The 22,991-nt window shown below is 71.2% G+C and carries 21 protein-coding genes; 8 read left to right on the forward strand and 13 right to left on the reverse strand.

What is annotated here, in order from left to right; all coding sequences use genetic code 11:
• Positions 1–398 precede the first annotated feature (398 nt).
• Both TR50_RS45775 and TR50_RS24295 read left to right on the forward strand, forming a co-directional pair.
• Positions 399–1,976 (forward strand): serine hydrolase domain-containing protein, encoded by a 1,578-nt coding sequence (locus TR50_RS45775; RefSeq protein WP_042425722.1) that lies wholly within the window; start codon positions 399–401, stop codon positions 1,974–1,976.
• A gap of 29 nt (positions 1,977–2,005) precedes the next feature.
• Positions 2,006–2,605 (forward strand): ferredoxin, encoded by a 600-nt coding sequence (locus TR50_RS24295; protein WP_201776865.1) that lies wholly within the window; start codon positions 2,006–2,008, stop codon positions 2,603–2,605.
• 49 nt (positions 2,606–2,654) lie between these two features.
• Here TR50_RS24295 and TR50_RS24300 read toward each other — a convergent pair whose 3' ends face one another.
• The gene (locus TR50_RS24300) at positions 2,655–3,044 is read right to left on the reverse strand and encodes a hypothetical protein (RefSeq protein ID WP_042425725.1); all 390 of its coding nucleotides are present in this window, start codon (positions 3,042–3,044) and stop codon (positions 2,655–2,657) included.
• 717 nt (positions 3,045–3,761) lie between these two features.
• Between TR50_RS24300 and TR50_RS46965 the strand changes: the two genes are divergently transcribed.
• Positions 3,762–4,316, forward strand: a complete 555-nt coding sequence (locus TR50_RS46965) for a hypothetical protein (RefSeq protein WP_042425731.1) — start codon at positions 3,762–3,764, stop codon at positions 4,314–4,316.
• Positions 4,317–4,477: 161 nt separating this feature from the next.
• Complete coding sequence (locus TR50_RS24315) at positions 4,478–5,290, forward strand: hypothetical protein (protein WP_042425734.1); 813 nt, start codon at positions 4,478–4,480, stop codon at positions 5,288–5,290.
• Between the two features lie 165 nt (positions 5,291–5,455).
• On the opposite strand, the gene TR50_RS24320 is transcribed toward TR50_RS24315, so the two are convergent.
• Positions 5,456–6,961 (reverse strand): LCP family protein, encoded by a 1,506-nt coding sequence (locus TR50_RS24320; protein WP_042425738.1) that lies wholly within the window; start codon positions 6,959–6,961, stop codon positions 5,456–5,458.
• A gap of 450 nt (positions 6,962–7,411) precedes the next feature.
• On the opposite strand from TR50_RS24320, the gene gcvH reads away from it, so the two are divergent.
• Entirely contained in the window at positions 7,412–7,795 is a 384-nt protein-coding gene (gene gcvH / locus TR50_RS24325; RefSeq protein ID WP_042425741.1) for a glycine cleavage system protein GcvH, read from the forward strand.
• A gap of 28 nt (positions 7,796–7,823) precedes the next feature.
• Here gcvH and TR50_RS24330 read toward each other — a convergent pair whose 3' ends face one another.
• On the reverse strand, positions 7,824–8,795 hold the full coding sequence (locus tag TR50_RS24330; protein WP_042425745.1) for a helix-turn-helix transcriptional regulator: 972 nt from the start codon (positions 8,793–8,795) through the stop codon (positions 7,824–7,826).
• Positions 8,796–8,858: 63 nt separating this feature from the next.
• Here TR50_RS24330 and TR50_RS24335 point away from each other — a divergent pair, with 63 nt between their 5' ends.
• Positions 8,859–9,335 (forward strand): hypothetical protein, encoded by a 477-nt coding sequence (locus TR50_RS24335; protein ID WP_042425844.1) that lies wholly within the window; start codon positions 8,859–8,861, stop codon positions 9,333–9,335.
• Positions 9,336–9,431: 96 nt separating this feature from the next.
• Here TR50_RS24335 and TR50_RS24340 read toward each other — a convergent pair whose 3' ends face one another.
• The 5 genes from TR50_RS24340 to TR50_RS48200 form a co-directional block, all read right to left on the reverse strand.
• Positions 9,432–11,213, reverse strand: coding sequence for an ABC transporter ATP-binding protein (locus TR50_RS24340; protein WP_063775137.1), 1,782 nt, complete (start codon positions 11,211–11,213; stop codon positions 9,432–9,434).
• Positions 11,214–11,614: 401 nt separating this feature from the next.
• Positions 11,615–11,755, reverse strand: a complete 141-nt coding sequence (locus TR50_RS45780; RefSeq protein WP_152648598.1) for a SapB/AmfS family lanthipeptide — start codon at positions 11,753–11,755, stop codon at positions 11,615–11,617.
• Between the two features lie 84 nt (positions 11,756–11,839).
• On the reverse strand, positions 11,840–14,653 hold the full coding sequence (gene lanKC / locus TR50_RS24345; RefSeq protein WP_042425748.1) for a class III lanthionine synthetase LanKC: 2,814 nt from the start codon (positions 14,651–14,653) through the stop codon (positions 11,840–11,842).
• 741 nt (positions 14,654–15,394) lie between these two features.
• A complete protein-coding gene (locus TR50_RS24350) occupies positions 15,395–16,264 on the reverse strand; it encodes an LLM class F420-dependent oxidoreductase (RefSeq protein ID WP_042425758.1) in 870 nt (289 codons plus the stop codon).
• A gap of 214 nt (positions 16,265–16,478) precedes the next feature.
• The gene (locus TR50_RS48200; RefSeq protein WP_201776866.1) at positions 16,479–16,874 is read right to left on the reverse strand and encodes a DUF3099 domain-containing protein; all 396 of its coding nucleotides are present in this window, start codon (positions 16,872–16,874) and stop codon (positions 16,479–16,481) included.
• Positions 16,875–17,249: 375 nt separating this feature from the next.
• Here TR50_RS48200 and TR50_RS24360 point away from each other — a divergent pair, with 375 nt between their 5' ends.
• The gene (locus TR50_RS24360) at positions 17,250–18,323 is read left to right on the forward strand and encodes a protein-glutamine glutaminase family protein (RefSeq protein WP_042425760.1); all 1,074 of its coding nucleotides are present in this window, start codon (positions 17,250–17,252) and stop codon (positions 18,321–18,323) included.
• A 19-nt stretch (positions 18,324–18,342) separates the two neighbouring features.
• On the opposite strand, the gene TR50_RS24365 is transcribed toward TR50_RS24360, so the two are convergent.
• Entirely contained in the window at positions 18,343–18,894 is a 552-nt protein-coding gene (locus tag TR50_RS24365; protein ID WP_042425763.1) for a GNAT family N-acetyltransferase, read from the reverse strand.
• A 110-nt stretch (positions 18,895–19,004) separates the two neighbouring features.
• On the opposite strand from TR50_RS24365, the gene TR50_RS24370 reads away from it, so the two are divergent.
• The gene (locus tag TR50_RS24370) at positions 19,005–19,574 is read left to right on the forward strand and encodes a GNAT family N-acetyltransferase (protein ID WP_236654572.1); all 570 of its coding nucleotides are present in this window, start codon (positions 19,005–19,007) and stop codon (positions 19,572–19,574) included.
• 193 nt (positions 19,575–19,767) lie between these two features.
• Here the strand turns inward: TR50_RS24370 and TR50_RS24375 are convergent, their stop codons facing one another.
• The 4 genes from TR50_RS24375 to TR50_RS24390 form a co-directional block, all read right to left on the reverse strand.
• Entirely contained in the window at positions 19,768–19,977 is a 210-nt protein-coding gene (locus tag TR50_RS24375; protein WP_152648599.1) for a hypothetical protein, read from the reverse strand.
• 95 nt (positions 19,978–20,072) lie between these two features.
• Entirely contained in the window at positions 20,073–20,468 is a 396-nt protein-coding gene (locus TR50_RS24380; protein ID WP_042425769.1) for a contact-dependent growth inhibition system immunity protein, read from the reverse strand.
• Positions 20,469–20,504: 36 nt separating this feature from the next.
• Positions 20,505–22,028, reverse strand: a complete 1,524-nt coding sequence (locus tag TR50_RS24385; RefSeq protein ID WP_042425772.1) for a hypothetical protein — start codon at positions 22,026–22,028, stop codon at positions 20,505–20,507.
• 31 nt (positions 22,029–22,059) lie between these two features.
• Positions 22,060–22,971, reverse strand: a complete 912-nt coding sequence (locus tag TR50_RS24390) for a hypothetical protein (protein WP_152648600.1) — start codon at positions 22,969–22,971, stop codon at positions 22,060–22,062.
• Positions 22,972–22,991: the final 20 nt, after the last annotated feature.

Raw genomic sequence — 22,991 nt, forward strand, 5'->3', positions numbered from 1 at the left:
CTCTCCGTCGCGAGTGTCCGCAGCCGCCTGACGGGCGGCGTCCGCTCCGGGCGGGGCGGCCGCAGGCCATCCCGCGGGCTCCTCAGTTCTCGCCCATCCAGGCTAACCCGATCCACCTGAGGATTCACCCGAGACCGTCCGCGCGACCGGGGCGGCCCCCGGGATCCCGCCCACCTGCGGCGCGCCCCGGCTCGGCGGCCCACCGCAGGCCCACTCCCGACCCTGCCGGCACGGTCGGCACTGCCGCGCCATCGGTGGCCGTGGATCAATCGGGTGAGGCTTCGCGGTTCGGGGTGGAGTGTTCGCGGATGTCCGCGCGGGCGGCGCATACGCTGCGGAAGCGGCCCCGAGGATGCCTTCCCGGGGAGGGCCCGGAGGCGGCGAGAAGGGGCGATCGGGTGGATCTCAGCTCCGCCAAGGTGCGCACATCGACCCCGGCGACGCGCAGGACGGTACTGCGGGCGCTGATGGCGGGTGGACTGTCGGCCGGGCTGAGCGCCTGGCCGGCGACTGCTGCCCGGGCGGCGGATCCGGTCGGCGGATGGGCGTCGTTCGCGGACCAGGTGAGGGCCGAGTTCAAGGCGATGGGCCTCGTCGGTGCGGCGGTGGCCGTGGTCAGCAGCGACCGGGTCCTGCTCACCCTGCCGCTCGGTGTGCGGGATCTGGGGACCCGGGCGCCGGTCTCGCCGTCGACGCGGTTCCTGGTCGCCTCGACGACCAAGTCGATGACCTCGCTGCTCGTGGCCACCTACGTCGACCAGCACCGGCTGGCGTGGGACCAGCGCGTGGTCGACGCCTGGCCGGGTTTCCGGGCGCCCACCGACGAGCTGACGCACACCCTGAGAGTCCGCGACCTGCTCGGCATGGCCACCGGAATCGACGAACCGCCGGCTCTCTCCGGTCTGCACGAAGGCGATCCGACAGCCCCTCAACTGCTCCAGTCCCTCGTCAATCTCCCGGTGAAGGCACCGCCCGACACCACCTTCCTCTACAACAACACCGTGTATTCCGCGGGCGGCTACCTGCCGCTGCTCCACTCCGGGCTGTCCGGCGACGACCTGACCGGCCTGACCGGCCGGTTCGCCAACGAGATGCGGGACCGGGTCTACGGGCCGGTCGGCATGACCGGGGCCCGGATCGCCGACGATCCGCGCGGGCTCGTCGGCGACTTCATGCGCGGCTACGGACCGGACCTCACCGGCGCCAACAAGGCGCTCGCGTACGGACCGGTCGGCAGCTACGCGCCGGCGGGCGGCACCCTCGCCTCACTCGACGACATGGCCGCCTACGTCCGCATGCAGCTGCGGCATGGCGTCTCCGTCAACGGCCACCGGGTGGTGTCGACGAGGAACCTCGCCGAGTGCTGGAAGCCGCACATCCCCGTCCCCGTGTCACCAGATCTCGACCCCGACGCCACGTCCTCCGGATACGCGATGGGCTGGATCCACAACCGCTACCGCGACGGGACGTCGCTGATCTGGCACAACGGCGGCATCGACGGCTTCACCTCGTTCATCGGCTTCCTGCCGCAGCACGACCTCGGGCTGGTCGTGCTCAACGCGATGAACCCGACCGTGACCGGCCCCCTGTTCTACCTCTACGTCCTCAACCTGCTGCTGAGCGAGCGGTTCGGGCTCAACGACGGCGTCCCGGCCAGGATCCACGCCCAGTACCTGGCCGCTCTGGAAGGCCTGCGCGCACTGGGCCGCCGGACCCGACCCACCGACCCGGCGACCACCGCGCCGTACCTGGGCTTCTACGAAGCCGGCTACCGGCTCACCCGGGACGGCCACCACCTCGACCTCCGCCTCGGCCCACGGACCATGCCCCTCGCCGTCCTGCCGGACGGCACCTACGCGGTGACCGGCGGGCTGATGGTGGAGAACAAGGTCCGCCTGACCCGGGACTCCGACGGCACCCCGCGCCTCGAGGTGGTCGGGTTCGAGACGGTCCGCCGCACGGTCGGTCGGTCGTAGCCGCCGACCGGGGCGGGCAGGGTAGACCCGTGATCGGCTACTGGAACCCGCTGCCCACGGCTCGGCGAGTGGTGGAGGACCTCGGGGAGCATGCGGAGCAGCTCTTCACGGGTGCGTGGGAGCAACGGAACTGGCGCAACGTTCCGGGCCCTTTCTACGCCGGCGACACCGACAGCATGGCCACCGGGCGCCTGGACGCTCCAGATCACATCGCCTACGACGACGAGCTGGGCGGCGGTTTCGGCTCCGAGTTCATCTACCGCCAACCGGTCGACGAGCACGAGACCACGGCCGTGATCCACGGTTGCCGGATGGAGTTGTACCGAGGGTACAACTGGGACGGTGACGACCACTGGACGGTCGAAGCCGTCCGCGACTGGTGGCGGGACCGGGGCCGCGTCCGGGAATGGGCTGTCGCCACAGGGGCCGAGTGGGGCGCGGACGCCCACCCCCAGTGGGGCTTCAATGCCGACCCTCGCTACCTCGGCCACTATCACGATGCGGCTCAAGGGCATCGCGACTTCGTCGCCTACATCGACGGCGGGCTGGAGGCCTACCTGCGTGGCTACCTCTTCTGGCTCGATCACCGACGTGAGCCGATCAACGGCGAAGCCCTTCCCCGCCTCTGAAGGCGGTGGGCTGCCGGCCGGCCCTGGTTGTCGAGGCGGCAGGGGGCGGTCAGGCGTCAGGGTCGACATCGGGGTGCGTGAAGCGGAGGGGCTTGCCCAGCGACCGGGCGTAGGCGATCTCGGCTCGGGTGCTGTCTCCGACGTAGTCGCCGACTACGAGCACCTCGTCAGCGAGCCGGATCTTCGCCCGGTGCAGATCGTCGAGTCGAACCTTCAGCGCCTCGGCCTCGGCGGGATCGGACCAGAGTTCGTGCGGCGACTTCACGTCGCAGCCCGGTTTGACGACGATCTTTCCGGCTGTGGTCTCCCGCAGATCGGCCTCGTTCATCTCGGTCATGAAGCGGGTGGAGCCGCAGATCACGACGATACGTGGGAGGCTCATCAGCTTCTTCGCGTCGGCGAGCTTCTCCTCGGGGGTGAGCGGTTGCGGGTGTGGCACTGGTTCCTCCTGGTGGTCCGGTCCAAGGGGTGCCCTGCGGAGACGAGCACGAGGGTATCCAAGATCGTTAGGTCAGGCGGTTCCGGAGCCAGGGGGCCTGCTCGGCGCGGTTGCCGCCGCCGTCGCCCACGACGACGTAGGCCAGCGCCTCAGCGAAGGTTGAACCCAGTACCCAGACAGACATCGGCCCCACGGCAAGGACGCGCCCGCTCTCCGCGACATAGGTCCTGAACTGCACCGACCACATGCCCAAAGGGCTGTGGTTCTCGCCGAACCGGCGCGCCAGCCTCGATGCCTCCCCCGCGCTGTCGATGCAGGCGTCCACCGGGTCCACATGCAGGCGGGAGGCAGGGACGCGTTCAGGGCGGCTCGCGATCGTCAGTCCCCCCGAACTCGGCCCAGATCCCGATCGCGGTGTCGTTGAGCGTGAGTCCAGCCGCTCTCAACTGCCGTTCCCACGCTGCCGTGGGGATCAGCCGGCCTGCCGTCCACCCGGCACTGGTCAGCACGTCCAGTACCGCTGCCGACTCGCACCCCGTCCTTGATCCACTCAGGTGTTCTATCCACCTGCTCCTTCCTCCCGACCGGACCTGCCGGTGGGCATTCTGCCGGATGCCCACCGGTTGCCACCTCCCGAAATCCGTTGGACCCACCGACGGGAGCGCACCGTAGGGTTCGGGGCGCGGAGACGCGGTCGGCGGCGAAAGGGAACGGTGGATGGCGGGACTGTACGGGATCTGGCAGCGCGCGGAGGTGTCGCGCCGGCTCGACGTGTTGTCGGGGTTCGTGGCGATGTGCGTGGCGGGTGACGACGACGCACGCCGCCGCCTCGCCCGACTGGTCGCCGGCGCGGACGCGGCCCTCTCCGCCTCACCGCCGGATCTGGAGGTCGCCTCGCAGCACCTGGACGAACTCGTCTGGTGGGCGGACACGGAGTGGGCCGATCACCCCTACCGTCCGGTGGAACCCCGTCCTGACGAGGCCGACCGGCAGACACGTGACTACGCCAAGGACCTCCGGCACGCGGCACTCCCGGTCGGCGTCCGGGACGAGATGGGCCGCGTCGAACTCCACCTCGAGGTGCGGTTCCTGGCCTTGTGCCGGCAACCGGGGCTGGACTGCCGGACCCGCCAGGACGTCTTCTACGTCGCCGGACGTGCCGCGATGGCCCTCGACCTCGGGCACTGGGACGTGGCCGAGCGGGAGATCCGGCGCATGGAACAGGTCGGTTCCGTGGAGCCGCCACACGAGGGCCTGCCACTGCCTGCCTGAGACCGCGGCACAAAGGCTCTGCGGGCCACGGCGAAGCGTTCCGGGGAACTGTCCGCGGCGGCCGGTTCGGGAAGAACTCGCAGGTCCGTGTACCGAAAGGTGATCGAGTTGTGACCGCCCGAGATCCGGCGCGGTCCGTGTGATCACTACGGTATGACGCTATGCACGACGGTGACCCGACCTCAGACCAGAACCAGCCAGACGGCGACCAGCACTGGAACGTCACGCTCGACGACGAATTCGTGAAGGCTGCGACCATCGTCGAAGGCCCCTGGCGGGGCTCCGGCCCCGACGGTGACGCCCAGCCCAAGCGGGTCTGGCCCCGCAACCTCGCGCTGGCCCTTGCCGCCGCCGCGCTGACCTTCGTCGTGTTCAAGGTCGTCCAGCCCGCGCCGGACAACACAGGCAGCCGGTCCGGTGGCACCTCCACCGCGACGGCTTCCCCGACCGTCGCGGCCGCCGCGGACCGCCCCCAGATCCCGCTGGCCCAGGCATTCCCCGCGGAGGTGACCGCGGGAGGCGCGGTCTACACGAAGGTCGGGGCCGCCACCATGGCCTCCTGCACTCAGCCGGACTCGGTGGGCCCCCGGCTCATTGCCATGATCAAGGAGGGCAAGGGTTGCGTGGGCGAGCAGATCGCGCTGTACAAGGACAAGCAGGACGATCAGTTCAATCTGGCGATCTTCACCATGAAGGACCCGCAGGACACGGTCCGTCTGGTCACCGAACTCACCATGGCGTTCGACGACTTCGAGGTGGGAGCGCAGGCTCCGCCACCGGCCTCCGGACTGCGCACCCTGCCTCAGGACAGCACCATGGTCCAGGCGTTCATCGGCGACGGACGGGCGATGGTCGCCGCGCTCGGCCAGTGGTCGGACGGACGCGCCACCGGTCTTCCGGCGCTCGAGGACCGCGTCAGCGCCCTGCAGGAAGCCATCGGCAAGAACGTCACCGCATACGAATCCCACCGCTGAGCAGGGCGGAGCCCGGATCGTGCGCCCTCGTGTGCTGAGGCGGCTCCGCGAGCTGCCGTAGGCCCTTACCCGGCTCGCCGGAGCCGGTCCGGGTCGAAGCCCGTGGCGAGGGCACGGCCGAGGAGTTTCACGTCCCTCGGCCTCCTCGCCCCGTCGCCACCGGGGTCAGCGGGTCTTGTCGGAGTCCGGGATGCCCTCCTGGGTGGCTTTGGTGTAGGCCTGTTCGACCGTCAGGCCGTTGAAGGCGGCGGCCGAGGCGGGGAGGCCGCCGAGGGGGAAGGGGCTGGCCTGGGCGCACTGGACGGCGGCGCCCGCGTTCTCGGTGTGGGCCTGGGCGGTCGCCTGGCCGATGTCGACCGAGGGCTTCGCTCCCGGCGCCGAGGCGTTGGCGATCTTGAGGTCGGGCCCGATCAGCACATGGACGGAGGTCAGGCCGGCGGCCGTCGTGAGGGACGACGAGGGCAGGCCGAGTGCCTTCGCCACCTGCTGCGCCTCGGTCTTGTAGAGGGGGTTGCTCGTCGAGTACTCCACCTCGGAGGCCCGCACCAGGGATCCCGTGCCGATCGTGGTGTTCGAGTAGCCCTGGGCGGCGAGTTCCGACTGCACGGCCCCGGCCCGACCGGTGACCCCCGTCCCGTTGAGCAGATGGACCTCGATCGTCGCCGGGTCCACCGCGTGCGCGGCGGAGGCCGAGCCGCTCGCCGACGGCTTGGGCGCGGAGGAGCCGGGCGTCAGGGACTGGTCGTTGGCGATCGCGTTGAAGAGCTGCTGGGCGCCCGGTCCCGGCACCAGCCAGGCGTTCGGGTTGTACGGGTCCTGTGCGGACGGCATGGTGGCGAAGGTGATGTGGTCGGTCGGGATGCTCCCCAGCGTGTCGGCCAGGCTGACCAGGCTGGTCACCCCGGCGAGGGCGTCGTCGACGGCGAAGGCCTTGGACGCGGCCTCCGCGAGCTTGAAGACGTTCGTCGGGTCGGTCAGCGTGCTCGCGCTCTTCATCTTGTGGATCAGCGCACTGAGGTAGATGTGCTGCGCCTCGGTGCGGTCGACGTCGCTGGCGCCGCCGAAGGCGTGCCGGCTGCGGAGGAACTCGAGTGCGCCCTGGCCGACGAGCGTGTGCGTGCCGGCGGTCAGCTTCAGGTGCGAGCCGGGGTCGTAGACGTTGTGGCTGACGCAGACCTGCACGCCCTGGACGGCGTCGGACATGTTCACCACGCCGGAGAAGTCCACGACCATGAAGTGGTCGATGTGCACGCCGGTGAGGGCGTTGACCGCGGACACCGTGCAGCCCGGACCGTAGTTGAGGCTGTTGGTGATCTGATCGTGCGTGTGGAAGGAGTAGGTCTTCCCGCCCTGCGTGCACGGCGGCATCTGGAGGTCGGTGTCGCGCGGAATGCTCATCACCGTCGCGTTCTGGTGGTCCGCGGAGACGTGCACCAGCATCTCGACGTCGGCGTGCGGCAGGGACTGGTCCGAGCCGCCCAGGTTGCTGTCCAGGGCGCTGTCGCGGGTGTCGGAGCCGATCACCAGGACGTTCAGCGCGCCGGGGATCACCGCGCCCTTCTGCGGCTGGGACCCGGTGTCCAGGGAGCTGTGTTTGATGTTGCTGTCGAGCTGGTAGATCCAGGCGCACCCGGCCGCCGCGACGAGCACCACGAACGCGCTGACGCCCATGGCTATTCGCCTGCCCCGCCGCCGTGGCTGCTGTTTGCGCCTCCGGCTCGGGCCCGGACCGCTGACTGACGGTCCGACGTGACCTGAGGGGCCGACGGGGCCTGACGGTCCGACGGCCGGCGGTGCGAAGTCCTCGGGGGTTGTCATGAAGGGTGTGCTCCTTGGGCGGGGAAGCCTGGTGGACACGGCTGCGGTTGCTGCGGTTGCTGCGGTGCTTCGGTTCCTTCGGTCTGCTCACCCTAACGACGCCATCCGGTCGCCTCCGATTCCCTCCGGCATCAAGAACCTTGCCTCCCTCCAACGCGCCCACGGCCCCCTTCGTCCCCACGGCTCCCGCCGAGCCGAGCTCCCCGGCCTTCCGCCGCAGGCAGGCCGCCTTCCGGGTGGTTGTGAGCCCAACACGCGCCCGGTGCCGAGCGGTTCGACCGCGCGGCTGAGAGATTGCTGGCCATGACGACCACCCCCAAGAACCTCAAGTACACACGCGAGCACGAGTGGGTGCTGCTGGAGGGCAAGACCGCCCGCATCGGCATCACCGACTTCGCCCAGAAGCAGCTCGGCGACATCGTCTTCGTGGAACTGCCCGAGGTCGGCCGGCAGCTCGATCGCGGCAAGTCGTTCGGGACCATGGAATCGGTGAAGGCCGTGACCGAGGTGTACGCGCCGGTCAGCGGCAAGGTGACGGCCGTGAACGCGGACATCGCCGATATGCCCGAGGACATCAACGACCAGCCCTACGAGAGCTGGCTGGTCAAGGTCGAGGTCAGCAATGCCAAGGAGCTCAACGACTTGATGACCGCCGAGGAGTACGACGCCTACTGCAAGGACGAGTGAGAGGAAGGGGGCGTCCTGCCCGTCGTCCTCAGCCGTAGAGCTCCGCCAGCGCGCGAGCCGCCGTCGTCAGGCGTTCCCGCAGCGCGGGCGGGCTCAGCACCTCCACCTGGGGGCCCAGTCGCAGCAGTTCGCCCTCGGCGTGGGTCAGGCTCTCGATCGGTATCAGGGCGCGACGCCAACCGCCCGGCTGCTCCTCCTGCCCCGCGTCGACGGCGTCGATGACGGCCTGGGCCGAGGTCTCGCGCACGCGCTCGACTCCGGCCGGGGAGATCCGGATCTCCGCACGGCCCTGCCAGAGGCGGTCCTGGAACCGCCGGGTGTGGGCCTGCCAGAAGGCGGCCAGGTCGAAGTCGGCGGGGACGGTGAACTCCTCGTCGAGCGGACGCAGTTCCAGGATCTGGCTGATCCGGTAGACGCGGAGCTCGGTGCCGCCGGCGTGCGCCACCGCGTACCACCGGCCGCCCTTGAGCACGATCCCGCGGGGTTCGAGGCGCCGTTCCACGACCTCCGGCGCGTACCACCGGCGGTAGCGCACGTGGACGGCGCGCCGCTGCCACACCGCCGCCGCGACAGCGGTCAGGTGCGGGACGTCGTCGGCCTCCCGGTACCAGCCGGGCGCGTCGAGGTGGAACCGCTCGCGGACACGCCGGGCCTGCCGTCGCAGCTCGTGCGGCAGGGCGGCCTCCAGCTTGAGCTCGGCCGCCGTCAGGACCGAGCCGAGCCCCAGCTCCGCCGCCGGGCCCGGTAGTCCCGCGAGGAACAGCGCCTCCGCCTCGTGGGCGGTGAGCCCGGTCAGGCGGGTGCGGTAGCCGTCGACGAGGGCGTACCCGCCGTCGTGACCCGCCTCCCCGTACACCGGGACGCCCGACGCGGCGAGCGACTCCACGTCCCGGTAGATCGTGCGGACGGAGACCTCGAGCTCGGTGGCGAGCTCCGCGGCGGTCATCCGGCCGCGGTTCTGGAGCAGCAGGAGGAGGGAGACGAGTCGGCCGGCGCGCATGTCGAAAACCTATCCGACTCCACTGACAGTTGATGTCAGTGGATCCGTCCTAGCGTGCTCGGCATGGACAACAGCACCGGCTTCGCCTTCTTCACCGGCACCTACGACGTCGTCAACCGCCAGCGCAAGGACTTCCTGGACCCGACCGAGGGCGAGGAGCACTGGCAGGAGTTCCCCGGCGTCCTCCACGCCTCCGCGCACTTCGACGGGCGGGCCAGCTTCGACGAGATCGAGTTCCCGACCAGGGGCTCCAAGGGCCTGACCCTGCGGCTGTACGACCCCGCCGCCGACGCGTGGTCCCTGTACTGGGCGAGCTCGCGCACCGGCACGCTCTTTCCGCCTGTGGTCGGTGCCTTCCAGCCGGACGGCACCGGTGTCTTCTACGGAGACGACGAGTACGAGGGCCGCAAGGTGAAGGTGCGCTACATCTGGTCCCAGATCACCGAGACAGGCGCCCACTGGGAGCAGGCCTTCTCGGTCGACGGGGGCGAGAGCTGGGTCACCAACTGGCACATGCACAAGACCCGCAGGACCGTCTGACGCGAGCCGCCACGCGGGAGAGCAGGCGGGAAACAGGCAGACCGCAGGCCGGCGCCGGACGGGGGTCAGCGCCGGCGCGGCTGTCAGTGCGCCGTTTCAGTGCGTGGCGGCGGGGTTCGTCCCGGTCTCCGCCGTGGTCTGCGCGGCGACGAGCTCCCGGTAGAGACCGCAGCGTGCCAGCAGGGTCGGGTGGTCGGCGGCGTCGACCACCTCGCCCTGGTGCATGAGCACGACGTGGTCCGCGTGTCGGACGGTGGAGAGCCGGTGGGCGACCACGATCACCGCCCGGCTCCTGGCCAGGGTCTCGACCACGGTACGGAAGCGCAGCTCGTTGAGGGCGTCCAGCTGGCTGGTGGGCTCGTCCAGCAGGACGACGTCGGCGTCGGAGAGCAGTGCGCGAGCCAGCGCCATGCGCTGACGCTGGCCTCCCGACAGGTCGGTGCCCCGGCCGAGGAGGGTGTCGAGGCCGGCGGGCAGCCGGGCGATGTCGGCGCACAGGCCGACGGCGTCGAGGGCGTCCATGAGCTGCGCCTCGCTCGCGGCGCTGCTGCGGCCGAGCTGGAGGTTGTCCCGGACACTGGCCTGGAGCAGCGTGAACTCCTGGTCCACGTACGCGATGCGGGACCTGAGCGCCTGCAGCGGCCAGTGGCGGAGGTCGTGCCCGAGCAGGCTGATGGTGCCCGAGCGGGGCCGGACGAACGCCTCGATCAGCGAGAGTGTGGTGCTCTTTCCGGCCCCGGAGGGGCCGACGACCGCGGTGAGGCCGGTGCGCGGGGCGCTGAAGGAGAGGTCCCGCAGGGCCGGGTGGTCGGCTCCGGCGTGGGTGAACCGGACGTCGGAGAAGACGACGGAGGCGGAGCCCGGCGTCGGGGTCGGGACGGCGCGCCGCGGGTCCGCGTCGGCTTCGGGAGGGAGCCGCAGCAGGTCGTTGCAGCGGTCCCGGGCCGCGAGACCGGCCTGGAGCCTGCCGAAGGCGGTGGCCAGGGTGTTGACCGACGGGACGGCCTGCAGGAGGTAGAGCAGGAATGCCGCGAACGAGCCTGCCTGCAGCTCTCCGGCGGCCATCCGGGCGCCGCCGGTGAGGATCACCGCGATCATCGCGAGCTGGTTGCCGAGGGTGAGCGCGGCGGGCAGCAGCGCCCCGAGCGTGCCGTTGCGCAGGGAGAGCCGTCGCAGACCGTCGGCCTCCTCCGCCAGGGCGCGCGCGGCGAGATCCTCGGCCTGGTACGCCTTGATGGTGGACAGCGCGGCGAGGTCGGCGGTGAACCGCTGGGCGACGCGCCCGATGGCGCTCTGCTGGCCGTTCATCCCGGCCCGCATGCGCCGCACGATCAGCAGCACGAGGCCGGTCAGGGCGCCGAGCGCGCACAGCGTGACGGCCGTCAGCACCCAGTCGATCCAGGCCATCACAGCCAGGGTCGCCGCCACCGTCAGGACCGAGAGCGGGAGTTGACCGGCGGTGTCGACGGTCTGACGCAGCAGCACGGCGTCGGAGGTGATCCGCGACGTGATGTCGCCTGCGCCGTGCGCCCGCACGGTGGGCAGGGGCAGGCGCAGGCAGTGGGCCATGAGCCGGGTGCGCAGGCGATAGACCAGGTCCTCTCCGATCCGGGCCATCAGGGACCCGGACAGGGCCTGGGTCACGGCCCCGGCGACGGCCGCGAGCGCGAGCAGCGACACGACGGTGACGAGGGAGCGGTGGTCGGCGAAGTCGGTGATGACCTGCCGGACCAGCAGCGGGAGCGCGAGTGAGGCCGCGGTGGAGGCGAGGGCGAGCAGCAGGGCGGCGCTCAGTCGGGCGGGCTGTCGCACGAGTTCGCGCAGCAGCAGGAACGGCTCCGGGGAGGGTCCGTCGGCGGGCGCGGGCTGGTCGGTCACGGACACCTCACGGTGACGGGCGCCTCACGCTCGCGGGCGGCGCCTCGGTGGTCAAACAGCGTCTTGGCGGTCGGGCATCGTCTTGGCGGTCGGGCAGCGTCTCGGCGGCGTGAGCAGGGGCGGCTCGCGGTCAGCGGCTCGCGGCCACGGGAGGAGGCACGGGTGGTGCCTCGGCGGTTCGGGGCACGAGGGGCCCCTCGGTCGCGGGGCACGAGGTGCCTGGCCGTCGCAGCCAACGGGGTGCCTGTCGGTCGGGCAACCCTCGGCAGCCGCGCGTCGGGACGGAGCGGGCAGGTCCGGGACGGAGGGGCTCCTCCGTCCCGGACCGGGGGCGGCCGGCCCCGGTGAGGGTGGATCCGGCCGCCGGGTTCACCCCGCCGGGCAGGCAGGGTGACGACGGGTCACAGGCAGGCGATCGTGCTGACCGTGCTGTTGGTGCAGTTCAGCACGCTCAGGGTGCTGTTGACGCTGGCGAGCGTGTCGTCGATCGGCGCCGCGTCGTCCTGCGGCAGCTCCATCGTCTGCAGGTCGAGGATGGACATGGTGGTTCCTCCTTCTGTTCGCCCGGCCCTGGTTGGCCGGGAGTCGGTGGGGGGAGCGCGGAGCGCGCGTCCCCGAGGGGTGGATCAGGCGGCGGCGACGGACCGGGTCGGTGTGAGCGCCGGCCGGTCGGCCGGAGCCGACGTCCAGGGCAGGAACGGCGTGTCGGCCAGGGCGGTGCCCAGGGCGAGCAACACGCCGGCCGATCCGGTGGCCAGATCCGCGGACAGGCGCAGCAACTGGTCCCCGGGATAGGCGGGTTCGCCCTGGTAGGAGATCTGGTGCAGGGCCAGCAGCCGCCGGTGGCGGTCGACCGCGGCGGCCGCACCGCCCGGTGTCCCGGCCCACGCGTCGCTCCGCTGCGCGAGCGCGAGGTAGCCGAGCAGGCCCGCCCTTCCGTTGAACAGCCCTGGTTGGATGACGAACTCGGGCTGGGCCGCGAGCACGATCTGCGGGCGCAGGGCTGCCGCCGGGCTCTCGGGGCGGTGCGCGAGCAGCGCTTCGAGGGCGAGCCCGATGCCCGTGCTGCCGGTCTCCAGGTACGGCAGGGTGCGGGTGCCGTCGGGGGTCTGCAGCGTGCCGTCAGGCATGAGGGCGCACCGGTCCAGATCCTGTCCGAGCAGGCCTTCGGCGCGGTCGAGCAGGGACGGGTCGCCGGTGCGCTCGAAGAGGCGCACCAGGGCCAGCGCGACGCCCGCCCGCCCGACGAACAGCCCGGTCCGGGGCCGGCTGCTCCGCTCCGCCCCGACCGGATCGGAGCCGGCGACCGTGGGGTTGCCGCCCTCGGGACGGCTGCCCTCGGGGGCGGTGAGGCGGTCGGCGGCCTGGCAGACCAGGGCGACGGCGTGGTCGAGCCAGTCAGGACGGTCCGCGACGGAGGCAAAGTGCAGCAGCGTGAGCGCGATGCCGGCGGAACCGCCGCCCAGCCCCGGGGCGGGAGGCGTGCCGACGGACGCGCCCGAGCGGCCCCGGGAACCGCCTGCGGCGTCCGGCCGGACCCCGCCCGCCTCGTTGAGACGGTCCATCAGGTCGAGCGCGGTCTCCCGCTCGCCCAGCAGGTCGAGGACGTAGGCCGCGCCGTGCCCGCCGCTGTAGAGCCCTGGACGGGCCTCGGCGGCCCGGGATGCCCGAGCGAGCCACTCGACCTGCGCGGGGTCGATCGCGGCGCCGGTGACGTGCAGGGCGTACAGGACGCCTGCGGCGCCGTGCGCCAGTCCGATCCCGCCGCCGGGGCCGAACTGGGCGACGTCGCCCGGGAAGAGCCGGTCGGCGCGGTCCGGTGTCGCCATCGCGTCGATGCTGCGGGCGAGGGCGTCACGCAGGCGCGGCCACTGCGCGCACGGGTCGGCGACGAGCGCCCGCACGGCCTCGCGGCTGCGTCCGATCTGCGGACGCGGTCGGCGGCCGTCGCCGTCGGACGGGCCGAGGAGGCTGCGGATGGGCTCGGTGAATCCGGGCGGGACGGGGAACCGGTCCTCGATGGCGTCGGCGAGTTCCGCCGCCTTGCCCGGGTCGAGGGCGGTGAGTTGGGCCAGGGGCAGGAACATCCACAGGCGCAGCGCGGCCGCCGCGTAGAGGTCGAGGTCCGCGCCGGTGCGGCCCAGCGGCGCGGTGAATCCCGCCGCGCCGAGCGCCGGGCGGACGAACGATTCTGCAGGGCTGGCGAGTTCGAAGTCGATGAAGCAGATCCGGCCGTCGGGCCTGACGATGACGTTGCGCGGGTGCAGGTCCCCGAAGACGACGCCGCGGGCGTGGATCTCCTGCAGCGTCCCCTCGACCTGGGCGATCAGGTCCAGAGCGCGGCGTGTGTAGTCGGCGACGTCCTCGGGGTCCGCCTCGGGGCGGACCAGCGGGTAGTGCGCGCCGAGCCACTGGTTGAGCGACAGGCCGGACACGAACTCCTCGACGAGGAACTCGTGTTCCCACACCTTCAGCAGCTCGTGCAGGACCGGCACCCCGGGCAGGCCGCGCAGCCGCTCCAGCATGTCGCGTTCGTGGCGCAGCCGGGTGACGGCGTCCGCGCCGCGCTGGTCGAGCCCGGCGAAAGGGCGTGCCTCCTTCAGCACCACCTGTGCCACCTCGGTGTCGGCGTCGACGCCGGCGCCGATGACGGTGGCGGTGCCGGTACCAGTGGCGGTGCCGGTGCCGGTGCCGGGGTCGGCGTCGGCGCGGCGGCCGAGGTAGACGCCGCCTGCGTTGGAGAAGTGCAGCACCCGCTCGACGGTGTAGGGCAGGGCGTCGTTGCGTTGGGCGGCCCGCTCGCGCATCGCCGCCGCGACGAAGTCCGGTACCGGCGCCCAGGACGGCACCGAGAACCCCGGGCCGCGCACGTCGGGGACGAGCCGGCCGTCGGGCGTCGCGAGAGCGAGCCGCCGCTCACCGTCGTCCCCGGTGACGTAGCGGGGGACGAAGCCGCCGTAGCGCAGGTAGAGCGGGCCCTGCCGCCACCTGAGGTCGCTGAGGATGTAGGGCCCCTCACGCCCGGCCAGCTCCTGGTCGAGGTCGGCCAGACATCGTCCCAACTCGCCTTCGTCACGCGGGTACAGAGCGCAGAACTTGCCGCTGGAACCGCGGGGTGCGTACTTGGAGTTCTGCAGTTGGAGCATGGGCAGGCCGCGCAGGAACTTGAACGTGATCCGCTCCCGCAGGCAGTAGGCACGCACACGCTCCAACACCGGTTCGGCGTCGTCCAGCGAGGCGGAGACGTGCACTTTCCAGCCCTGGGGCGGCAGCTCGACGCCGGTCGGCCGCAGCCGCGTCCACCCGTCGAAGTCCACGCGTTCCCAGCCGTCCGGCAGCGGCCTTGTCGCGGCCGCGAACTCCTCGGCAGCGCCCCACCGCACGGGTGAGTCGTAGAAGAGCGGGTCGGCGTAGGCGTAGGCCTCGTACCGGTTGTCCACGGCGGGCACCTCCTGTGAGAGGCCGGTCCGGGGTGGCGGACCTGCGCAGGGAACGATGGGCCGGGCGCAGGGCGGGAGCGCCGGCTCGTACGCGGTGGGGCGGGGTGGGGTGGCGCAGCGTGCTCAGCGACCGCTCCGTCGAGGGCCCGCTGTACCGCAGCGCGACCCGGGAGCGTGCCCGCCGCCGCGGCGTGTCGGGCATGACAGGACCGTAGGGTCTTGCTTTTGGCATACGCCAGCGAAACACCTCCGGTTGTCCGGAATCCTTCGTTGTCGAACCTATGTCCACAACAAGGACCCGATCGGAGGATTCGGCGAAGGAAAGACAGCCGTGTGACGCGTGCGAACTCAAAAAGTTCGCAGACGACCCCAAAACGACGCCGACGCGGACCGGCCGGCTCGATGCTCTGAGGCACCTCTCAACCCGTCCCGTCCCACCTGGCGGCACGATCACCGTGCGCCACCACGCCGGCGCCGGGACTTCTGGCGAAAACGCCACGCCTCGACGGAGCGCAGGGAGCGCGAGGGGCGCGTGAAGCGCAAGGAGCACAGAGAGCGCGGGAACGGTGCGGAGTGCGCGGGATGCGCCCGGTCTGCGGCGTGCGCCCGGCCTGCGGAGTGCGCGTGGTCTGCGCAGTGCGCCGGGCCTGCGGGGTGCGCGGGGTCTGCGGAGTGCGCGGGGTCCACGGAGTGCGGGGCGCGGAGTCGCGCCGCCGGCCCGGGAGCGAGCGACCGTGCGGATCACGCGGCCGAGCCGATCCATGTGCGGGCCAGCCCGGCCACCCAGTCCGCCGCCGCGTCGGGAGCAGGCGGGGGCGCGCCGACGACGACGAGTTCGGTGACGCCTGCGGCGGCGAGCTCCGGCAGGTCGGCCGGGGCGCCGTCGCTCAACGCGACGGCGACGGTGAGCTCGTCCAGACCACGTCCGTGGCGCGCGCACGCGTCGGCGAGGACGGCGATCCGCGCCGGGACGTCGGCCGCGGGGACGTTGAAGCCGTACCAGCCGTCGGCGAGGGTGGCCGCGCGGCGCAGCGCGGCATCGCTGTTGCCGCCGGCCAGGACCGGGAGGCGACCGCCGCGCAGCGGCTTGGGGTTCACCCGGATCGCGTCGAACCGGGTGAACTCCCCCACGAAGGAGGCCGGGTCCTCGGACCAGAGGGTGCGCATCGCGGCGAGGTACTCGTCGGTCCGCCGCCCGCGCCCGCCGAACGGGACACCGAGCGCCGCGAACTCCTCGGCCGACCAGCCGGCCCCGACGCCGAGGCTGAACCGGCCGGCGGACAGGACGTCGAGTGTGGCGGCCTGTTTGGCCACCACGACCGGGTTGTGCTCGGGCAGCAGGAGCACCCCTGTGGCGAGCCCGATCCGGCTGGTCACGGCGGCCGCGAAGCTCAGCGCGAGCAGCGGGTCCAGCCAGTCCGCGTCGGCGGGCACGGCGATCCGGCCGTCCGCGGAGTACGGGTACCGCGAGTCGGGCGCGTCCACGAGCACGACGTGCTCGCCGCACCAGAGCCTCGCGAAGCCCTGCGCCTCGGCGGCCGTGGCCACGGCCCGAATCACCTCCGGCCGGGCTCCGTCGCCGATGCCCAGCGCGTGCAGACCCACCCGCATTCGCCGCCACCTTCCTGCCGCTTCCTCCCGCTTCCTCGAGGCCTCACCGTATGCGCGGGACGGCGGACCGCTCGGGCGACGCGGGACGCGCCACGCGGAGGTCCCCCGGATGCCCCCGGATGCCGCCTGGACGGACGAGCGCGACGCGGCTGTTCCGCAGGTGGGGACGGGTCGCGGTGGCGGATGCGGAACAGGGGCAGGGAGGCGGGGTGGGTCAGGGTGCTTCGCCGGGGCCGTCGTCCGGGTGGCGTCCGCCCGACCGGTCGGTCCCATGGTCGCGGGGCGGAGGCACCCACGGGCCCGGCCCGTGCGGGAGCCCCGGGTTGGGGCGGTCCTCGGGGGTGTAGGGCGAGTCGAACGGCTCCTCCGTGCGCTCGTGTCCGGCGTTGGCGAAGACAACGGCGATGTAGGGCAGCACACCGCCCGCGACGATCGCGATGACGGCGGCGATCCGGTCGACCTGCCACAGGACGATCGCCAGGATCACGCAGAGGGTGCGGATGCCCATGGTGAGGGCGTAGCGGCGCTGCCGGTGGCGGATGTCCTCGGACAGCCCCCGGCTGGCGGCGGTGATGCGCACCGGTGCGTCGGCGCGGTGTCGGAAGCGCATGACCTCCTCCTTCACCTCTTCACCTGTCCACCTGTCCATCCGGCGGGGGTGCGACCCGCCACGGCCCGATCGAGCCTTCGGCTGCTGTCTCCCACGGTCTCCCACGGACAGCAGCCAGGGCATGACCGACATACCAGGACATACTTCCGTCGGTCCTCCTACCCGCCCTACCCGCGGGCACGCACCCCGATCCCACGTACGGGGGTCCTGTTCGGTGGACGGTCACGGATCAGGCCGCGTGCACACGCCGCCGCCGGGACGGACGGGCTGCCCGGAGGACTGCCCTCGCAGCCGGTGACCGCCCGCGCCCGGCTCCGCGATGATGCGATGTCGATGCGATGTCTCTCGCTGAATCGGACAGGAAGGAGGCGCCTGGTGCGCCGGTCGGCTTCGGTTCGGGACGAGACGCACGCGCAGGGATCCGCCCACCGCCCGCTGCGGCGCACGCCGGACCGGGCATCGGACCGGGCCGAGGACGCGACCACCCGACGGGGGTCCGTCGAGCCCAACGACCCCTCGGCCCTGCTGGCGCTCCAGCGCACCGCGGGCAACGCGGCGGTCACCGCCGTGGTCCAGCGCATGGAGGCGGCGCCGGGCGGCAAGCGCAAGCGCTCCGGCTCCCCGGAGGAGCAGGAGGCGCCGAAGCAGGCGCGGGAGGCCGCGTCCTCCTCCGAGGTGGAAGAGGAAGAGGAGACCTCCTCCGAGGAGGAGGAGTGGGAGGAGCCGTTCTCCGAGGAGGTTCTGGCGCGCATCGGCGACGAGCAGACGCGCCTGACCGCCCTGCTGGAACGGATGGACGAGGACGGCGCCCCCGACCACGTCAAGGACCTCGCCAAGGACCGGCGGACCATTCTCACCCTGGTGCGGAACCTGGCCCCCCTGCGCTCCGTGGCGACCGTGCGCGAGGCCATCAGGCTGGTCCGTGAGATGCCGGACAGCAAGACGAGGACCAAGTACCTCGGTGGGCTCGGCGAACAGCTCGCCTACCTCACCCAGACGTTCCCGTCCGCGGGCCCGCCCACCGCGAAGACCCTCCGCGACCTGTGGCCCCGACTCGTGCCCGCCTTCGGCAGCGCCGGCGGCCAGGTGGGCGAGGACGGCTGCGAGGACCGCGCCCACGCCACCTGTCTCGCCATCGCGGAGCTCTCCCCCGCGATCGCCGCCCACCACCTCTCGAAGCAGTGGGCCACCTCCTCGGGCACCCGCCTGCACGCCGACCACCAGTGGAACCACCACGTGGCAGCCTCGGTGACGACCTCGGGCGGAGTCCTCGTGATCGATCCCGTCTTCTCCCGCACCGGCCCGATCGAACTGAGCCGGTGGGCCGACCACGTCCAGGTCGACGATGAGGCAAACATCCACCAGACCGCCTGGGGCTTCCTCGGCAAGCCGGGCACGGACCACCGCCCTGACGCCACCAGCGCGGTGGAGTACACGCCCCTGTCCTGAGCCCCGGTGCAGAGTTGCGTCAGAGGTCCGCAGGGGTAAGCGAGAACAGGGCGAGGTCGACGCGGCCACCGTGAACGATTCCCGCGTTGCGCATGATGCCCTCCTCGCGGAAGCCGGCCCGCAGCGCCGTCTTCCGGGAGGCGACGTTGTCTACCGCGGCTTTGAGTTCAAGACGCTCGAAGCCGTGTTCCTGGAGTGCCCAGTGGCTCACCGCGCGCGTCGCCTCTGCGGCGTGCCCTCGGCGCCGTGCCCAAGGGGCCGTCCAGTACCCGAGTTCACTGGTGAGACTGCGCCAGTTCGTCCTGCGCAGGCCGACGGTGCCCAGCAGGCGATCGGTCTCGGCATCAGCGAGGGCGAAGTGGATTCCCTTGCCCTCCGTCCTGAGCCTGTGGGATGCGATGGTGCACCAGTCGACGGCATGGTCCAGGGTGTACGGGCACGGGAGGGGTAGCCACTCCTGCGTGAGCGGATCCGCTGCTGCGGCCTGGGTGTCAGCGACATCGGCCGACGAGAACGGCCGCAGGACCACCGTCCCCGTCCGCAGGACTGTTGCCGGAAAGATGGGCGCCACTCTCGTCCCCCTGGATGGTCGACCGGTGCCGCGACGGTAGCAGCGGCCGACGAGAGAGCGCCTGCCGAAATACCTGGATCCCCGGCCGGGTCCACGCGTACGGTGCTCCAGTGGAGATCACTTACCGACGCTCCCGGCCCGACCGGCGCGCCGAGGCGGACGCTCTGGTCGCCTTCCTCAGCGGTCATGACTGGCCTTTCCACGGGACCCCGCGCGTTTCCGCCGACCAGGCGGCCCGCTGGATCTCGGACGGCCACTTCGACGGCCCGGCCACTCGGACGTTCTGGATGACGGCCGACGGTGAGGACGTCGGCCTGATCCGCCTGATGGACCTGGGCGACGACGAGACCCCGCTGTTCGACCTGCGCATCGCGACGCACCACCGGGGCCACGGTCTCGGCCGACAGGCCCTCACCTGGCTGACGCGGTACCTGTTCGACGAATTCGCCGAGGTGACCCGAATCGAGGGAACCACCCGCCAGGACAACGCGGCGATGCGCCGCACCTTCCTGCACTGTGGCTACGTCAAGGAGGCCCACTACCGCCAGGCTTGGCCCACCGACGGCGGCCCCGCACACGACGCGGTCGGCTACGCCATCCTGCGCCACGACTGGCGCACCGGCACCGTCACGCCTCCGCGATGGGACGACGAGCGGGACCTCTCCGGCCCAACGGCATGACCCGCCGGTCGCCGGGTCGGAACTCACAGGCGCGCGAGCTCTTCTCCGTCGGCTGGGGGCCGCCGGACCGGCCAGACGCCGGGCGTCCGGGTCCGAGGCTGGGGGCTCCGGGCGTGTGTCAATCGCGGCCATGGCCCGCTACAAGCCGACTCGGGTCCCGGCTGGTGACGCAATCCGCCCGAGGGGGCAGCAGCTACGGGCAGATGACCGTGCCGCTGTCCATGTCGAGGAGCACGCGGTCCAGGTGTCCGGGCTTGGGAGTGACCGTCCAGCGCTGGTAGTAGTGTCCGTTCTCCTCCACGCCGGCGTTGTCGAGATGGAGGGCACGGACGACCGAGGTCGTGCAATGCTCCTCGATCCACGGCTTGGGGGCGATCTCATGGTTCATGTCGGTGATACCCACCTTGGCAGGATCGCCGACGCTGTCGTGTATCAGCCGGGGCGCCCCGAGACCGACAGCTGAGTCACCGTCTGCCAGACGACGGCGCTGTCGGCAACCTACTTGGCCAGGAATCCTTCAACGTCGTGCTTGATGGGCGTTGGAACGTCGGCCATGTCCGAAACGACCGCGCGGAGCTCCAGGCGGAGTTCGGGGAACGCGGCCCAGACCTCTTCATGCCTGGCCAGCACGCCAGCAAGCAAGTCGCCCTCGTACATGTCGCCTTCGGCGAACGGGTTGCCGCCAAGGATCTCCACCGCCAGGGGCAGGAGACACGCAAGGCCCACGTTCTGCCCGATCAGCACTCGCAGACCCTCGACCGTGAGGTCGCCGATCGGCTTGCGCCGCAGCTCACGCACAGTTGCCATCAGCCGGGTCTCTTCGCCCGACGGGGAAGGCCAGCGGTCTCGCTCAAGCTCCTCAAGGGAGCGGTCCCGGTTCACTAGTCGAGTCACCGACTGATGGTCCCACGGCAGATCTCAAACGCGGTCTCAGCCGACAACCAGGAACTCGTCTTTGTCGGCTACGAATTCGTCGTATTCCTCGCTGCGGCCCCCACCTGTGAGGGGGTCGAAGAAGTTCACCCTCGTGCCGCCGGCGCCGTTCGTCTCGTAGCCGAAGACCACGACCCAGTGGACCGAATTTGCAACCATGATCAAATGATTTTGGCCGAGCGCGTTCTGCAGTTCCAGGAACGACATGGTGGTGAGCCTTGCCACGGGAAATCCGAGTGGGGTGAGAATCGGCTCCCCGGTGTTGCCGATCAACTCGTTCTCCGCCGCGCGGCCGTTCACGCCCTGGAAGGTGCGGGCCTGGATGGTGGCAACGGGAGTGGACGGAGGGAGGGTGGACGCGGTCTGCTGGAACGCCTCGCGGTAGACAGGATAAAAACTGGCCGCACCCGGGGTGACGGCGAATTCGTGCGCACACTCCCGGGGGCTCCTCGGGTCGTTGAACGCGTGGTACACAGCCGATGCCGCCGTGGCGTAGCACAGCATCCTTTCCTGCCTCTGCATGAAGGCGTCCGACCAGCGGGCGGCACGCACCGGCGTCCAGGCCGACGCCGGGCCGGTGGCTACGGCGAGCACGGTCGGCACGGTCACGGCATCCCGGACGATGTAGTGCGGGTCGGCGAGGTTTTGGAGTCCGCAGTACCTGCAGTCACCACTGCCCGAAATGCAAACCATGTGGGTGAACAGATGTGGCGCCGCGTTCCCGTTGGGACACCTCACGACAGCCAGCTTCCGCGTCTGGTTGAAGAACATGGGGTCCGCGCAGGATTCGCAGGTCCCGGCGCTGGTACGGTTTGCGCTGTCGCAGTCCCAGCAACCCGTTGGTGGAATACAGCCCGCGTGGGTCAGCGTATGTGGCGCATCGTTCCCATTGGGACACGCCACGACAGCCAGTCCCGCCACTTGACTGAAGAGCATGGCGTCACCGCAGAACGCGCAGTCCCCGGCGCCGGCCGCGGACGAGCTCGAAGCGGCCTCGTGCAGCGGCTCGGAATTCGGCGAGCTCGAAGCGTACTCCTGCTCCCAGTCGGAACCGTCGCTCGACGGGTCGTCGTCGGCGCTGAAATCGATCCGCGCCACCCCCTCGGCCATGGTGGCGGGCACACCGAGTCCGGTCGGATTGATGACCGCGCTCCAGGTCCGGGATCGGCAGACACAGCGCTCGGGCTGATGGCCGTTCAGGAACTGGGCCCGACAGCGTGTGCACTCGACGTACTGGTGCAGATTCGTGCCGAAACGCCGCTCACAGCCCGTGCATCGCCCGGTCCATGCGGAGGACGCGGCCCTTGCAAGAACATTGTTCAGGGCCCAAAGCGCGTCGTCGATCGGTGCGCGGCGTTCCATGGACAGGAGGTCGAGATCGGGTCGCATTCTGCTGGTGATCCCGCTCACCTCGACCAGGGCCTGTTCCGCCGAAATCTCGTGCGCGTCGAAGCGGCGCCGCACGTTGGCAAGCTCGTGGACGGCGTCGCAGGCTCGCCCGTAGGCGAGGAATCCCCACATGAGGCGTCTTTCCCTTCTCGTGGCTGAGCGGTCAGTTCTCGGCGGGGGTGTCGCCGGCCAGCAGGTCGGCGAAGGCCTGAAGCTCCGTTACCAACTGGTCGCGGACGCGGGTTTCCTGCTCCACGTGGTCAAGGCAGGCTTGTACCGCCGCTTCCGCGACCTGCTCCTGCTGGTCCGGTCCGCGGTCGGCAGCAGCCTCGTGAACCTTGGCCCACGCCACGTTCCACAGTTCGGTGCGCTCCTGCTCAGTGGTGCCGGACGCGGGTCCCTCCCCGGCGATCGCGCCCATGACTTGGTCGTACACCGACTTGGACGTGGTGAGCGGGTCGATGGGCCCATCCTGTGTCTCCGTCACCTCATCGGCGGCGAGTGCCCGTTCTCGGGCCTGCTCGTCCGTCAGCCAGGTGGCGGTGCAGCCGCTGGTGCGTTGGCCGCGGGTGTTGGCCTCGGCGAACTCGAAAGCGCCACCAGGACCCGTACGGTGGAACATCGCCCGGGCGTCGTCCCAGCCGTGGGCCCGGGTGGCCGGGTCCTCGCCGAGTTCGACCAGCTCCTGATGGCTGAGCCATGTACCGCCACAGCCGGTCCCCTGCTGACCGCGGGTGTTGGCCTCGGCGAACTCGAAAGCGCCACCAGGACTTGTGCGGTAGAACACCGCGCGGGCCTCGTCCCAGGCCGGCTGCCCGCTCTCGGCACTGCCGTCTTCCTCCCATGCGAGGACCACCGGCAGGAACCAATCGATGAACACCCCAGGGTCCGCGTCCGGACCGGTCAGCTCTACGAACTGGCGCTCCCGGGCCGAGTCGTCCGCGAACCGCTCGGTCAGGCGGTCGCGGTAGGCGTCGAACCGGTCGCTGCGGGCCGGCCAGTCCCGTTCACCCTCGAAGATCAGCTGGGCCAGCTTCTCCACGAGGATGTCGGCCCCCGTGTTCCCAGAGCGCACGGAACTGCCGTCGACGAGCC

Source organism: Streptacidiphilus anmyonensis (assembly GCF_000787855.1).
Classification (GTDB): Bacteria; Actinomycetota; Actinomycetes; order Streptomycetales; family Streptomycetaceae; genus Streptacidiphilus; species Streptacidiphilus anmyonensis.